This is a genomic window from Mesorhizobium sp. M0587 (genome assembly GCF_040320945.1).
GTDB lineage: Bacteria > Pseudomonadota > Alphaproteobacteria > Rhizobiales > Rhizobiaceae > Mesorhizobium.
In genome coordinates this window covers 65453-78249 of the sequence record NZ_JAMYQP010000027.1, presented here as the reverse complement: position 1 = coordinate 78249, position 12797 = coordinate 65453, and the positions used below count along the sequence as shown (strand labels likewise).

General features: G+C 63.0%; 14 protein-coding genes and 1 pseudogene. 8 read left to right on the top strand and 7 right to left on the bottom strand.

Translation table 11 applies throughout. The features are described from left to right. The first annotated feature begins 27 nt into the window (after positions 1-27). From NKI49_RS22580 to NKI49_RS22560, 5 genes are read left to right on the top strand one after another with little or no spacing between them, the layout of a single operon-like run. Entirely contained in the window at positions 28-933 is a 906-nt protein-coding gene (locus tag NKI49_RS22580) for a carbohydrate ABC transporter permease (RefSeq protein ID WP_352604268.1), read from the top strand. A gap of 1 nt (position 934) precedes the next feature. Continuing rightward, the gene (locus NKI49_RS22575) at positions 935-1894 is read left to right on the top strand and encodes a carbohydrate ABC transporter permease (RefSeq protein WP_352604266.1); all 960 of its coding nucleotides are present in this window, start codon (positions 935-937) and stop codon (positions 1892-1894) included. Beyond that, on the top strand, positions 1891-2112 hold the full coding sequence (locus NKI49_RS22570; RefSeq protein ID WP_352604264.1) for a hypothetical protein: 222 nt from the start codon (positions 1891-1893) through the stop codon (positions 2110-2112). The genes NKI49_RS22575 and NKI49_RS22570 overlap by 4 nt, the downstream gene beginning before the upstream one ends. Then, entirely contained in the window at positions 2109-3212 is a 1104-nt protein-coding gene (locus tag NKI49_RS22565) for an ABC transporter ATP-binding protein (RefSeq protein WP_352604262.1), read from the top strand. The genes NKI49_RS22570 and NKI49_RS22565 overlap by 4 nt, the downstream gene beginning before the upstream one ends. After that, entirely contained in the window at positions 3212-4312 is a 1101-nt protein-coding gene (locus NKI49_RS22560; protein ID WP_352604260.1) for an ABC transporter ATP-binding protein, read from the top strand. The genes NKI49_RS22565 and NKI49_RS22560 overlap by 1 nt, the downstream gene beginning before the upstream one ends. A gap of 102 nt (positions 4313-4414) precedes the next feature. On the opposite strand, the pseudogene NKI49_RS22555 reads toward NKI49_RS22560, so the two are convergent. Then, positions 4415-5035, bottom strand: a pseudogene (locus NKI49_RS22555) (AraC family transcriptional regulator); the annotation flags it as partial. Between NKI49_RS22555 and NKI49_RS22550 the strand changes: the two are divergent. After that, on the top strand, positions 5004-5165 hold the full coding sequence (locus tag NKI49_RS22550) for a hypothetical protein (RefSeq protein WP_352604312.1): 162 nt from the start codon (positions 5004-5006) through the stop codon (positions 5163-5165). The pseudogene NKI49_RS22555 and the gene NKI49_RS22550 sit on opposite strands and share 32 nt — an antisense overlap. 127 nt (positions 5166-5292) lie before the next feature. On the opposite strand, the gene NKI49_RS22545 is transcribed toward NKI49_RS22550, so the two are convergent. Then, the gene (locus NKI49_RS22545) at positions 5293-5640 is read right to left on the bottom strand and encodes a GFA family protein (RefSeq protein WP_352604258.1); all 348 of its coding nucleotides are present in this window, start codon (positions 5638-5640) and stop codon (positions 5293-5295) included. A 113-nt stretch (positions 5641-5753) separates the two neighbouring features. Between NKI49_RS22545 and NKI49_RS22540 the strand changes: the two genes are divergently transcribed. After that, positions 5754-7049 (top strand): amidase, encoded by a 1296-nt coding sequence (locus NKI49_RS22540; RefSeq protein WP_352604256.1) that lies wholly within the window; start codon positions 5754-5756, stop codon positions 7047-7049. Positions 7050-7068: 19 nt separating this feature from the next. Here NKI49_RS22540 and NKI49_RS22535 read toward each other — a convergent pair whose 3' ends face one another. The 5 genes from NKI49_RS22535 to NKI49_RS22515 form a co-directional block, all read right to left on the bottom strand. Then, complete coding sequence (locus NKI49_RS22535) at positions 7069-7458, bottom strand: hypothetical protein (protein ID WP_352604254.1); 390 nt, start codon at positions 7456-7458, stop codon at positions 7069-7071. A 42-nt stretch (positions 7459-7500) separates the two neighbouring features. Then, on the bottom strand, positions 7501-8481 hold the full coding sequence (locus tag NKI49_RS22530; protein WP_352604310.1) for a hydroxyacid dehydrogenase: 981 nt from the start codon (positions 8479-8481) through the stop codon (positions 7501-7503). A gap of 14 nt (positions 8482-8495) precedes the next feature. Continuing rightward, entirely contained in the window at positions 8496-9215 is a 720-nt protein-coding gene (locus NKI49_RS22525) for a FadR/GntR family transcriptional regulator (protein ID WP_027023591.1), read from the bottom strand. Positions 9216-9217: 2 nt separating this feature from the next. Further along, positions 9218-10387 (bottom strand): mandelate racemase/muconate lactonizing enzyme family protein, encoded by a 1170-nt coding sequence (locus NKI49_RS22520; protein ID WP_352604252.1) that lies wholly within the window; start codon positions 10385-10387, stop codon positions 9218-9220. A 61-nt stretch (positions 10388-10448) separates the two neighbouring features. Further along, positions 10449-11336, bottom strand: coding sequence for a sugar phosphate isomerase/epimerase family protein (locus NKI49_RS22515; protein WP_352604250.1), 888 nt, complete (start codon positions 11334-11336; stop codon positions 10449-10451). 403 nt (positions 11337-11739) lie between these two features. Here NKI49_RS22515 and NKI49_RS22510 point away from each other — a divergent pair, with 403 nt between their 5' ends. Beyond that, a complete protein-coding gene (locus tag NKI49_RS22510) occupies positions 11740-12795 on the top strand; it encodes a sugar phosphate isomerase/epimerase family protein (RefSeq protein ID WP_352604248.1) in 1056 nt (351 codons plus the stop codon). The last annotated feature ends 2 nt before the right edge of the window (positions 12796-12797 follow it).

Below are 12797 nucleotides of genomic sequence, written 5' to 3'. Positions count from 1 at the left end.
TCTTTTTCTGCAACCGGGAGCAGGGTCTTGGCGACCACGATGATCACCACACTGGACAGGTCTTCAAGAGCGGCCGCGCGCGGCCTCAGCGACATTTCGATCCGCAACCTCTTCATCATCCCGACGGTCCTGTTCCTGATCGTCTTCAACATCTTTCCGCTGATCTATTCGCTTGGTTATTCCTTCACCGACTTTCGCGCGTCGACCAATGCGCCGGCGAATTTCGTCGGGCTGCAGAACTATCGCGACCTGCTCAACGACCCCTATGTGTGGTCCAACTTCGCTATCACCGCGAAGTACGTGATCATCTCGGTCGCCGGCCAACTGCTGGTCGGTTTCGGCATGGCGATGCTGCTCAACCGCGATATCCCGCTGAAGGGCCTGCTGACGACCCTGCTGCTGCTGCCGATGATGCTATCGATGGCCGTCGTCGGCTTGTTCTGGAAACTGCTCTACGACCCGTCGTGGGGCGTCATCAACTATGCGCTCGGGCTTGGCAATTTCGAGTGGCTGGCTAATCCCAAGATGGCGCTCTACGCCGTTGCGCTGACCGACATCTGGATGTGGTCGCCCTTCGTCATGCTGCTGTCGCTGGCCGGCCTCTCGGCGGTGCCGAAGCACCTCTACGAAGCCGCTGCGATCGATCGCGCCGGTCCGTTCTACACCTTCTTCCGCATTACCTTGCCGCTGGTCGCGCCGATCCTAATGATCGCCGTCATCTTCCGCACCATGGAAGCGTTCAAGACGTTCGATCTCGCCTACATCCTGACCACCCAGCCGACGGCTGAACTGATCTCCATCCGGCTCTACAAGATGGCGTTCCAGGAGTGGCAGACAGGGCGCTCCTGCGCGCTCGCCTACATCGTGCTGATCATGGTGCTGGCGATCACCAACATCTACGTCAAATACCTCAACAAGGTGAAGGAGCGCTGAGATGGCCGCCGTCCGCACTTCTTCCGAAATCGCCTTCAACCGTGTCGCCATCGTCGCCGTCCTGGTGGCGACGGTGATCTTCCTGGCGCCGATCTACTGGATCGCCTCGACGGCATTCAAGCCGCGCAACCTCGCCACCACCATCCCGCCGACGGTTGTCTTCCAGCCGGAAATATCACCCTTCGTGAAGCTGTTCACCAAGCGCTCGCAATTGCGCACGCCGCCATCGCCGGAAGAGTACGCGGCGGCGCCATGGTGGGAGCGCGTCGTTTTCGACGGCGGCGAGAAGATCGTGCGCGACGGCAAGGGCCAGGTGCAGTGGTCGGGCTATCCAAGCCGGTTCATGAACTCGTTGATCATCGCCATCACCTCGACGGTGCTGGCGGTCGGCATGGGAACGTTCACCGCCTACGGCTTCTCGCGCTTCAAGGTGAAGGGCGAGGCGGACCTGCTCTTCTTCATCCTGTCGACGCGCATGCTGCCGCCCGTCGTGGTGGCGATCCCGATGTTCCTGATGTACCGGGCGGTCGGCCTGAATGATTCCCATGTCGGCCTGATCATCCTCTACACCGCCTTCAACCTGTCCTTCTCGGTGTGGCTGATGAAGGGCTTCATGGACGAGATTCCGAAGGAATATGAAGAGGCTGCCCTCGTCGACGGTTACACGCGCATGGAGGCCTTCTTCAAGATCGTGCTGCCCGAGGCCGCCACCGGAATCGCCGCCACCGCCGTGTTCTGCTTCATCACCGCGTGGAACGAATATGCATTTGCATTGATCATGACCAACCGCCGGGCCCAGACCGCGCCGCCGTTCATCCCCAGCCAGGTCGGCTCCGGCCTGCCGGACTGGACGGTGATCGCGGCTGGTACCTTCCTGTTCCTGCTGCCGGTCGCCATCTTCACCTTCCTGCTCCGCAACCACCTGCTGCGCGGTATGTCCTTCGGAGCGATCCGCAAATGAGCTTTCGCGCCATCAACCAGAAATATCTGGAACCCGGATCGCAGGTGCTGATGGTGCTCGGCATCATCGCCCTCTGCCAGCCCTGGAACCTGCTGTTGCATGCATATGGCCTGACCATCATCCTGATCGGGCTGATCGGCTTCAACATCACGTCGAAGATCTCGCCGGAGCAGAAGGCCGGTACCGGACAGATACGAAATCCGGGAGCACAGCATTGACCCAGATCGAGCTTCGCGGCATCCAGAAATTCTTCGGCGCCGTCCAGGTCATCAAGGACCTGAACCTGAAGATCAACGACAACGAGTTCATCGTTCTGCTCGGCCAGTCGGGCTGCGGCAAGACGACGACGCTGCGCGCCATCGCCGGGCTGGAGACGATCGATGAGGGCGACATCCTTATCGACGGCAAGCCGATTCAACATTTGAAGGCCGCCGACCGCGACATCGCCATGGTCTTCCAGTCGTTCTCGCTCTACCCGCATATGAGCGTCTACGAGAACATCGCCTTCCCCTTGCGCGCCACGCGCAAGAGCAAGGCAGAGATCGACCAGGAAGTGCGTTCGGTCGCCAAGACGCTGCAAATCGGCGACCTGCTCGGCAAGAAGCCATCGGCGCTTTCGGGCGGCGATATGCAGCGCGTCGCCATCGGACGGGCGCTGGTGCGGCGGCCGAAGGCGATGCTGATGGACGAGCCGATCGGCGCGCTCGACGCCAAGCTGCGCGAGGAGATGCGGGCCGAGATCAAGCGGCTGCACATCAAGCAGGGCTCGACCACCATCTATGTCACCCACGATCAGATCGAGGCGATGAGTCTCGCCGACCGCATCGTCATCATGCATGAAGGCGTGCTGCAGCAGGTCGGCTCGCCGGACGAGGTCTATTCGCGGCCGGCAAACCTGTTCGTGGCGCAGTTCGTCGGCAGTCCGGTGATGAACGTCGCCGATGCCGCGGTCACCGAAACAGCGTCTTCGGTTTCGGTGGCGGTCGGCGGGGCTGCCGCCGGCTTCGAGTTCCCGCGGGCGCTGCTGTCCAAACTCAACGGCCATGCCGGCGGCCAGCTGGCGCTCGGCATCCGGCCGGAGGGCGTGCTCATCCGCCGCGATGCGGCCGACGGCTTCCTGCCGGTCGAGACGCAGATCGTCGAACCGCTCGGCTCCTTCGACATCGTCGACCTGAAGGTCGGCTCCAAGATGCTACGCGCGCGCACCAAGAGCGGCTTCGTCAGCGGTCCCGGCGAGAAGGTGTTTGCCCGGATCGATCCGGCCCAGGCGCATTTCTTCGACACGGCAAGCGGCAAGTCGCTGGAAGTGAGACTCTGATGGCCCATATCCAGCTCAAGAACATCTCGAAGACATTCGGCAACCACACCGCGCTGACGGGGCTCGATCTCGACATCGCCGATGGCGAGTTCTTCGTCCTGCTCGGCGAGACGGGCGCCGGCAAGACGACGACGTTGCGTCTGATCGCCGGCCTGGAAAGGCCGAGCGAAGGTCAGGTCTTCATCGACGGCGTCGACGTTGCCGACTGGGGTGCGGCAGAGCGCGACGTGGCGCTGGTTTTGCAGCAATACTCGCTTTATCCGCGCTACACGGTGCGCGAAAACCTCGAGTTCCCGCTGAAGCCGAAAATCCGCCGGTTGCCCGACGCCGAGATCAAGGACCGCGTCGATCGTGCTGCCCGCACGCTGAGGATCGAGCATCTGCTAGACCGCAAGACCGACCGGCTGTCCGGCGGCGAGATGCAGCGCGTCTCGATCGGCCGCGCCATCGTGCGCAAGCCGCGCGTCTTCCTCATGGACGAGCCGCTGTCGGCGCTTGACGCCAAACTCCGCGAAGCGCTGCGTACCGAACTAAAGAACCTCCAGATGCAGCTCGGCGCCACCTTCCTGTTCGTCACCCACGACCAGATCGAGGCTATGTCGATGGGCGACAAGGTCGGGGTGCTCAACCATGGCCGCATCGTCCAGACCGGCACGCCGCACGAGATCTATAACAATCCGCGCGACACTTACGTGGCAAGCTTCGTCGGCTCGCCACCGATGAACCTCATCGACGGCAGGCTTGTGAACGGCCGCGCGGTGATGGCGCCGCTAAATTTCGAACTGCCTTTTTCGGGGGCCAAGACTTCTTGGGGACTAAAGACTGGCGCAGCGACCGATGGTCGCCCGCTCGTCTTCGGCGTTCGCCCGGAGGATGTCTATCTCGAGAGTGGCGCGCCGGTCGAGGCGCGTGTTCACGATGTCGAGAACCATGGTGTGGAAAAGATCCTGACGCTGCGCGTCGGCGACGCCACGTTGCGCGCCACCGTGCCGGCCAGGACCGATGTCGCCATCGAGCAGGCGGTGCGCTTTGCCTGGAACCCGGACAAGGTGGTGCTGTTCGACAAGGGCAGCGGGATAAGCCTTCGCCACGCAAGCTGAGTCCTCTGCCTTCGTGCACGCCCATGCCGCAGGCCGGCCCGCCATCGGGCGGAGCGCGCCCATGCGGGCTTTCTAGCTCGGAACAGTCACGGCCAACATGCATCAACTGGCCTGGCGGATCTCGGCCTGTTCTTCGGCGCGAAGGTAGCTGGGCGCCGAGCCGATGACGCGCTTGAAGGCACGGCTGAAGGCCGCGTCCGATTCATAGCCGAGGCGAGCGGCAACGGCGGATATTTTCATCCGGTCGCGGATCAGCCATTGCCGAGCCTGATGCATCCTGACCTGGGTGACATATCTTGCCGGCGTTTCGCCGACGATGGTGGCGAAGCGCTCGGCAAAGCCCGAGCGCGAGGCGCCCATCATCCTGGCCAGCGACTCGACCGTCCAGTCATGATCGGGTTCGAGATGGATGGCGGCCAGCACACGGCCGATGTCGCGGTCCCTGACGGCGGCGATCCAGCCGGAGGAGTCGCCGCAGCCGCGTTCGACCCATGAGCGGATGACGATGGCGGCCAGCACATCGGCCAGCCGCGCCAGGATGCCACCGGAGCCGACGCGCTCCATCGTCACTTCGCGCGCCATCGATTCCAGCAAATGCGGAATACCCGGCTCATAGGCCTCCAGTTCATGTGTGCGCATCACATCCGGCATCATGCCGAGCAAGGGGTGCAAACCGTCGAGATTGAAGTACATGCTGCCGCAAAACAACAGGGTTCCCGGCCGGCAGCACTCCGACCTGCCCTCGTTCGACATACAGCTAGACGTCCTTGCCAGCGCCTTTGCCTATTGCGGTACGGCGACGTTGCTGGCGGCCGTCCTGGTGTTCCTGCGCGGCCCGAAGCAGGCCGAGTAGGCTCTCTCGGCAACCGTCCCTGACCTATGCAGCGGCCCGAGAACCATCGCGGTTTTCGGGCCGCTGCCGTTGTGGTGACAGCGACGAACGAAGCGGAGTATGGCCGATGCCACGGATACCGGTGAACTCAGACGTCACGCCCGTCGAAGTCGAAGATCGGCAAGGTGGAGGTATCCAGATCGATGACGCAGTTGATGTTGATGTAGGCACTACGGTCACTGCCCGAGCGGACATCCTCGGCGAAGGGGTGGATTCCGCAGCTGCGGCAGAAGCGGTGTGCGATGGCATGGTTGCCGAATGTGTAGGTGCCGAGATCATCGCCCCAAGCAAGAATGGTCAGGCTCCCATGCGGGATGGCACACAACAGGGCGCCCTTGCGCGAGCAGATCGAACAATTGCATCGTACGGCGCCGGTCAGTTCGGCCTCGAATTCGAAGGCGACCTTGCCGCAATGGCAGCTGCCTTTGTAGAACATCGGCTTTTCCTTGCGTCCGGCAGGGGTGCAAAACCGCCTGCGTCGGGTTAAGTCTCGGCAAAGCATGCCGCTACCCTTAAGACGTTCAATACGTTCGGAGTCCTACACCGAAAATGCAATCAATCCGCGACCATCTGGAAATTGTCCTGGCGCGCCTCGCCGCCCGCGCCGGCGAGGAACGCGTGTTCACGAAGCTCTATACGGAGGCCGCGCGGGCAGCGGCTGACGCCAGTGATGCCCGCAAGCGAGCCGGCGTCACGCTCGGGCCGCTCGACGGCACCATTGTCTCGATCAAGGATCTGTTCGATGTCTCCGGCGAACCGACCACGGCCGGCTCGCTGATGCTCAGGGACACCGCGCCCGCCCAGCGCGACGCTATCATCGTCGCCCGGTTGCGGCAGGCCGGGGCGGTGATCATCGGCAAGACCAACATGACCGAATTCGCCTTCACCGCGATTGGTGACAACCAGCACTATGGCACGCCTGGCAATGCCCTCGATGCCAGCCGCATTCCCGGCGGTTCCTCGTCGGGTGCCGGTGTTTCGGTCGGCGAGGGGACGAGCGAAATATCGATCGGTTCCGACACCGGCGGATCGGTGCGCATTCCGGCATCGCTCAACGGCGTTGTCGGTTTCAAACCGACGGCGCGGCGAGTGCCTCTCGGCGGTGCCTTTCCGTTATCGGCTACACTGGACTCGATCGGGCCGCTTGCCCGGACCGTCGCCCAATGCGCCGCTGCCGGCGCGGTGATGGCCGGCGAGGTATCGGCGCCGCTGGTGCCGATACGGCTCGCTGGGCTTCGCATTGGCATCCCGCGCGGCGGTCTTCTCGAAGATACGGAAGGCGAGATTGCGGCCAGTTTCGAGCGCTGTCTCGGCAAGATCGAGCTGGCGGGCGCGCACATAGCGGACCTGTCGGTCGACGATATGATCGCGGACCTGCGCACGGCCACCAAGCGTGGTTCGATCGCCGCGATGGAAGGGGCTGAAGTGCATGCGGATTGGCTGGCCACGGGAGCGTCCGCGCCGGTCGACCCGCATGTGAGCGGGCCCCTGTCGCGGGCGGCAATGCTGCCGATCCCGGTCTACATCAGGGCAATGCGCCGTCGCATAGCACTCTGCATGGCCATGGACGAGCGGTTGGCGTCGGTCGATGTGCTGGCCCTGCCGACCACACCGGTGACGGCGCCGACCATCGTTTCGATGGCGGGAGACGCCGAGCTGCGCGACCGCACCGAGGGCCTGCTGCTGCGCAACACGCAGGTCGCTAACCAGTTCGACCTCTGCGCGATTTCGTTGCCGATGCCAAGGACAGCAATGCCCGCCGGATTGATGCTTGTCGCGCGCAGCGGCCATGACGGGCGCCTGCTGCGAATTGCTGCCGAAGTCGAAGCGCTGCTGGGCAGCTGATTGGCACTGAAATCCGCGATTAATGCGATGAACAGTGCTTGCGTTCACCGTCCTCGGCGGTGCGCACGATGCGGGTCGCGACCAGCCAGGGCAGGTTGTAATCCTTGCCGGTGATGGTCTGGGTGCGGTGCTCGATCGAGCCCCTGACAACGATCTTCCCGGCGTAAAGCACGTCGGACTGATCCGTTATCGCCTTGTCGGCCTGCGGCAATCGGCCGGCGTCGATCGACACGCCCTTGGTGATCTGGCCGGTGGCAAGGTCAAGCGCACTGTTCGACGGGCAGGGCGCCTTGAAGCAGCGCAGTCCGTTGTCGCAATAGACATAGCCGCTCTCGGCCGCGGCGAATGCGGGCAGAGCGCAGATCGACGCGGCGGCAACGCTTAGAAATGCGAGGCGAAGACCGAACATGGTTCTCAGCGTCGCGGAGAATTGGGGCGAAACCGCGATGCGCTAGGTATCGGCTGGAAACCGCTGCCGGTAGTGATCGACCACTTCGGGATTGCGCAGATTGACCGGCAGTTTGTTGGCCAGCACCAGCAGGGTTTCACCTGCCGCGCCGACGCCCATGCGCATCATAGATTCCTCGGTTATCCCTGCCATATGCGGGGTGATGATGACATTGTCGAAGCCGAAATAGGGATGATTTGACGGCAGCGGCTGCGTCGAAAACACGTCGAGCGCGGCACCACCGATGCGGCGTTTCTGCAAGGCCTCGATCAGTGCGTCGTCGTCGACAACCGGTCCGCGCGACACGTTGACCAGCAGCGCATTGGGCTTCATGCGGGCGATGCGCTCGCGACTGATCAGGCCACGCGTTTCCGGCGTCAGCGGACAGCACAGGACGATGATGTCGCTTTGCTCGACCAGCGCATCGATCGACAGGAAGCCGACCTTGTCCAGCGCCGGCTGCATGCTGCGCGTCGTTGCCACCACTTTCAGGTCGAAGCCATGCGCGGCGATATGGCCGACGGCCTGACCGACAGCGCCGAGGCCGACGATGCCGATGGTCTTGCCGGCAAGCTCACTGTTGGCGTTGGCGTGCTCGCGGCCGGCGAGCCAACCTTTCGTGCGCAAGTCGCGGTCGACGATGCGGAAATTGCGCAGCAATGCGAGCGCCGCGAACATCACGTGTTCGGCGACCGAGCGGGCGTTGACCGCAGGCACGTTGGCCACCAGCACGCCGGCCGCGAAAGCTGCTTCCATCGGGATCATGTCGAGCCCGGCGCCGTGACGGATCACCGCCCTCAGCCTCCAAGCACCTTCAAACAGCTCTGGTGGCAGTGGTGCGCGCACGATGACGACATCGGCGTCCTTCGCCTCCTTGGCGAGGGTGCCGGCGTCGAGCCCCGAAGCGATGACGAGTTGGCCGGCGCCCGCCAGCCTGGCCGAGGCGCGCGCGTGCAGCGGATGGGTCGACAGGATCTTTGGCACGGTCTGGGCCACGGTCAGGCCTTTTCGAGCGTCGGGCTCGTGGGCGCAACCGCATTGCCGCCCTCGATCAGGCCCTTCCAGTAGCTTTCCGCGCCTTGCAAGTGAGCGCTCATCAGCGCCTGGGCGAGATTGCCGTCGCGGCGCAGCAGCGCCTCGTAGATCTGCACGTGCTCGGCATGCGAACGCACGCTCCGCTCCGGATCGTTGAAGTAGATCGGAAGGCGCTGCTCGCCCATCAGATAGTAGACGCTGCAAATATTGTGGAAGACGCTATTCTTGGTGGCGCGCACGATCTCGAGATGAAACTCGCGGTCCTCCTTGGCGAGACCTTCGCCTGCGGCGATGCGCGCTTCGGACGCTTTCAGGATCTCGCGCAGCCGTTCGAAATTCTCCTCGGTGGCGCGTGAGCAGGCGAGTTCCGCGGCCTTGATTTCATGGATCTTGCGCAATTCGACCGTCTCGTAGATCTGCAACGGGTCAAGCGGCAGGCCGGCGCGTGCGAACAGTGCGAGCGCCTCGACGCTGGCCTGCTTTGTGTCGACATAGATTCCGGACTTGGCTCGCCGCTCGACGATGCGCATGGCTTCGAGAATGGCCAGCGCCTCGCGGATCTGGCCGCGGCTGACGCCGAAACGCTCCGCCAGTTCACGTTCCGACGGCGTGCGGCCCGTCTCCTTGTCGGAGTGGGAGAACAGGTAGGCGGCGAGTTCCGCGAGAAGATTCTTTTCTTTCATCGTCAATCGCGTTGCGCGTGCGCCTCCAGGAACCGCTCCGAAATGGTGAATCCCAGACCCGGCTTTTCGGGGATCGCTATCATACCGTCCGTTGCTTCGACAGTCTCCTCGATCAGATCGTGGATCATCGGATTGGCACCGAGCGAATACTCGACGGTGAAACTCGATGGCGAGGCGGCACAGACATGCAGCCCGGCGAAGAAGCAAGGTGCGCCGGCCCATAGATGCGGCGCGAAGCGTAAGTTGAAAGCGCTGGCGATGGTCCCGATCTTCATCGCCTCGCTGATGCCGCCGCAGAAGGCGGGATCGGGCTGGAAGATGTCGGCTGCCTTGAGCACGGCGAGGTCGCGGAAGGCATAGCGGGTCGCTTCGCTTTCGCCGGTGGCGATCGGAACGGCGCTGGAGGCGCGCACTTCCGCGAGGCCAGGCTTGTCGTCGGCGATCACAGGCTCCTCGAACCACGCGAGATCGAGGTCGTTGACGAGATGGATAAAGCGTTTGGCCTCGGCAACCGTATATGTGCCGTGGGCATCGACCATCAGCTCGACATCGGGGCCGAGCGCCTGCCGCGCGGCGCGCACGCGGGCGGCCGAAACATGGGCGGCGCCATCCATGGCGCCGACCCGCATCTTCAGCGCCTTGAAGCCGCCCTTGGCGATGTAGGATTGCAATTGTTCGCCAATGGCGTCGGCGGACGCCCAGCCGCCGGAGGCATAGGCCTGCATGCGGTCGAGCTTACGGCCGCCCAGCAGCCGCCAGACCGGCACGTCAAGCGATTTGCCCAAAATGTCCCAGAGCGCGATGTCGACAGCGCTGATGGCGGCGATGCTCATGCCGCGCCGCGCCAACTGCGGCATGGCGTGGCCGGCATGCGCCGCACTGTCATGGCGCACGCCGTTATAGAGCATCTCCCAGATGACGCCGATGTCGGCCGGGTCACGACCGATCAGCTGCGGCCCGACCTCGTGGTTCAGCATATGGACAAGGGCGCCATAGCTGCCGGCACTGCCGGCGGCGTTCTTGCCTTCGCCCCAGCCGATCAGCCCGTCATCCGTCTCGATACGCAGGATGGCGGCGTCGAAAGTCGTCACCTGACCGAAGTCGCTGCGGTGTTGCCGAGCAGCTTCGATCGGGATGCGGACCCACCAGGCTTGGACGGTCTTGATGCGCATGGTCTTCCCCAGCTCTGCCGCCGGTCAGGGCGGAAGGGCAAATTTCCCAACAGGCAGTCGACTACTTGATCAGCGGCAGCAGCGTCTCGGCGGTGATGCGCATCTGATCCGTGTAGAATTTTTCGGTCAGCACGCTGGAGCCGTGATCCTGAATAAATTTCAGTTGCTCAGGCGAGATGTCGACCGGGTGACGTTCGACCATGTCTGGATAGGGTGCGGCCGGCGTGCGGTCGACCGGGGCGACGAACTCATTGGTCAACGCGCCGTCATAGCCGACTTCCCGCAAGGTCGCGACGATCTTCGGCCAGTCGATCTGGCCGAGGCCGGCGGCGAAGCGATTGTTGTCGGCGACATGGAAGTCGAACAGGCGCTTGCCGACCTGGCGGATGGCGTCATGGACGTTAAACTCCTCCATGTGGATGTGGTAGGCGTCGAGGCAGACGCCGCATTCAGGGCTGACCGCGTCGGCCAGCGCCAGCGCCTGGGCGCCGCGATTGAACAGATAGGTCTCGAAGCGGTTGAGCGGTTCGACGGCAATCCTGACGCCGACCTTCTTGGCGTGGGTGAAGCACTCACGGGTCGCGTCGACAACCCACTTCCACTCCTCTTCCTCGGTGCCGTCCGGCACCACCTTGCCGACCGTCGCCGGGACCAATGTTATGATCTCGCCGTCCAGTTCGCTGACCATAGTCAGCACGTCCCTGACATATTGCACGGAGCGCTCACGCTGGCCCTGGTCCTTGGCGGCGAGGTTGCGTTCGCCCAGCATCAGGGTCACCGATCCCCAGCAGCGGATGCCATGCTCTTTCAACAGAGCCCGCGTTTCCGTGGTCTTGTACTGCTCGGGCTCGCCGGAAATCTCGATCGACTCATAGCCGAGTTTCTTGATGCGCTTGAGCGTCGTCTCCAACGGCTCCGCTCGCATCCAGTTGTGCGTCGAAAGATGCATGGCCTGTCCTTCCCAAGTTCGTCCGTATGGTTCGCCTGCGACGTGCATCGCCAAAAGGGCGACGCAAGGCTCCTCCCCAAGGCATCCCCAGCCTTTTTCCCGTGAACTGGTTCGACCAATTGGGCCTGAAGTGAGGTCTACAGCAAATTGCCATGGGCGGCAAGAAGCACGGGAACGTAACTTTCTGCGTGTATTATTTCGTTGATTACATTGGGATAAATTCGCTTCCAGCGCGAGTGCGTACGGCACTGGCGGACCGTGATGTGGCTTGACCAAATCTCCGCATTTGGTAATACCAGAATGGTGGCGCACGCAAAGCGCGCAATGTAGAAAGACCAAAGTGGCTGGCCCTGTTTCCAATCGGCGCTATGCTTGGTCGCGGGAAGAATGAGGAAGGATGCCGATGCCGACGACAATGAAGGGCCCTGGACTGTTCCTGGCGCAGTTCGCGGGCGATGCCTCGCCGTTCAATTCGCTGGGCTCGATCACAAAATGGGCGGCTGGCCTCGGCTACAAGGGCGTGCAGATCCCGACCTGGGACGCGCGCTTGTTCGACCTCAAGAAAGCGGCGTCTTCCAATGCCTATTGTGACGAGGTGAAGGGCATCTGCGCCGACGCCGGCGTCGAGATCACCGAGCTATCGACGCACCTGCAGGGGCAATTGGTGGCGGTACATCCGGCCTATGACGCTCAGTTCGACGGCTTTGCTCCGGCCTCGGTGCACAATAACCCCAAGGCGCGGCAACAATGGGCGGTCGAACAGATGCAGTTCGCGGCCAAGGCGTCGCGCAACCTCGGGCTGAACGCTTCGGTGAGCTTCAGTGGCGCGCTGGCCTTCCCATACCTCTACCCCTGGCCACAGCGGCCGGCCGGATTGATCGAAGAGGCGTTCGCCGAACTCGGCAAGCGCTGGAAGCCCATCCTCGATGTCTATGAGGACAATGGAGTCGACGTCGGCTACGAGATCCATCCCGGCGAGGATGTGTTCGACGGTGCGACGTTCGAGATGTTCCTTGACGCGGTCGGCGGCCACAAGCGCTGCAACATCAATTACGATCCGTCGCACTTCCTGCTGCAGCAACTCGACTATCTCGAATTCATCGATATCTATCACGAGCGCATCAAGGCGTTCCACGTCAAGGACGCCGAGTTCAACCCGACCGGGCGGCAAGGCGTCTATTCCGGCTATCAGAGCTGGACCAACCGCGCCGGCCGCTTCCGCTCGCTCGGCGACGGGCAAGTGGATTTCGGCGGCATTTTCTCCAAGCTGACGCAATACAATTATGATTCCTGGGCGGTGCTGGAATGGGAGTGCTGCCTGAAGCACCCGGAAGACGGCGCGGCCGAAGGGGCACCCTTCATCCAGCACCACATCATCCGGGTGACGGAGAGGGCTTTCGACGATTTTGCCGGCGGCACCACCGACAAGAAGCTGCTGCGTGCCATGATGGGAATTTAACA

What these genes read in the sequence shown, in the direction of transcription:
- NKI49_RS22535 (WP_352604254.1), bottom strand. Translation starts at nt 7,458, where the DNA reads ATGTTCGGTCTTCGCCTCGCATTTCTAAGCGTTGCCGCCGCGTCGATC.
- NKI49_RS22550 (WP_352604312.1), top strand. Translation starts at nt 5,004, where the DNA reads ATGCTGCCGCAAAACAACAGGGTTCCCGGCCGGCAGCACTCCGACCTG.
- NKI49_RS22570 (WP_352604264.1), top strand. Translation starts at nt 1,891, where the DNA reads ATGAGCTTTCGCGCCATCAACCAGAAATATCTGGAACCCGGATCGCAG.
- NKI49_RS22545 (WP_352604258.1), bottom strand. Translation starts at nt 5,640, where the DNA reads ATGTTCTACAAAGGCAGCTGCCATTGCGGCAAGGTCGCCTTCGAATTC.
- NKI49_RS22525 (WP_027023591.1), bottom strand. Translation starts at nt 9,215, where the DNA reads ATGAAAGAAAAGAATCTTCTCGCGGAACTCGCCGCCTACCTGTTCTCC.
- NKI49_RS22540 (WP_352604256.1), top strand. Translation starts at nt 5,754, where the DNA reads ATGCAATCAATCCGCGACCATCTGGAAATTGTCCTGGCGCGCCTCGCC.
- NKI49_RS22520 (WP_352604252.1), bottom strand. Translation starts at nt 10,387, where the DNA reads ATGCGCATCAAGACCGTCCAAGCCTGGTGGGTCCGCATCCCGATCGAA.
- NKI49_RS22510 (WP_352604248.1), top strand. Translation starts at nt 11,740, where the DNA reads ATGCCGACGACAATGAAGGGCCCTGGACTGTTCCTGGCGCAGTTCGCG.
- NKI49_RS22560 (WP_352604260.1), top strand. Translation starts at nt 3,212, where the DNA reads ATGGCCCATATCCAGCTCAAGAACATCTCGAAGACATTCGGCAACCAC.
- NKI49_RS22575 (WP_352604266.1), top strand. Translation starts at nt 935, where the DNA reads ATGGCCGCCGTCCGCACTTCTTCCGAAATCGCCTTCAACCGTGTCGCC.
- NKI49_RS22515 (WP_352604250.1), bottom strand. Translation starts at nt 11,336, where the DNA reads ATGCATCTTTCGACGCACAACTGGATGCGAGCGGAGCCGTTGGAGACG.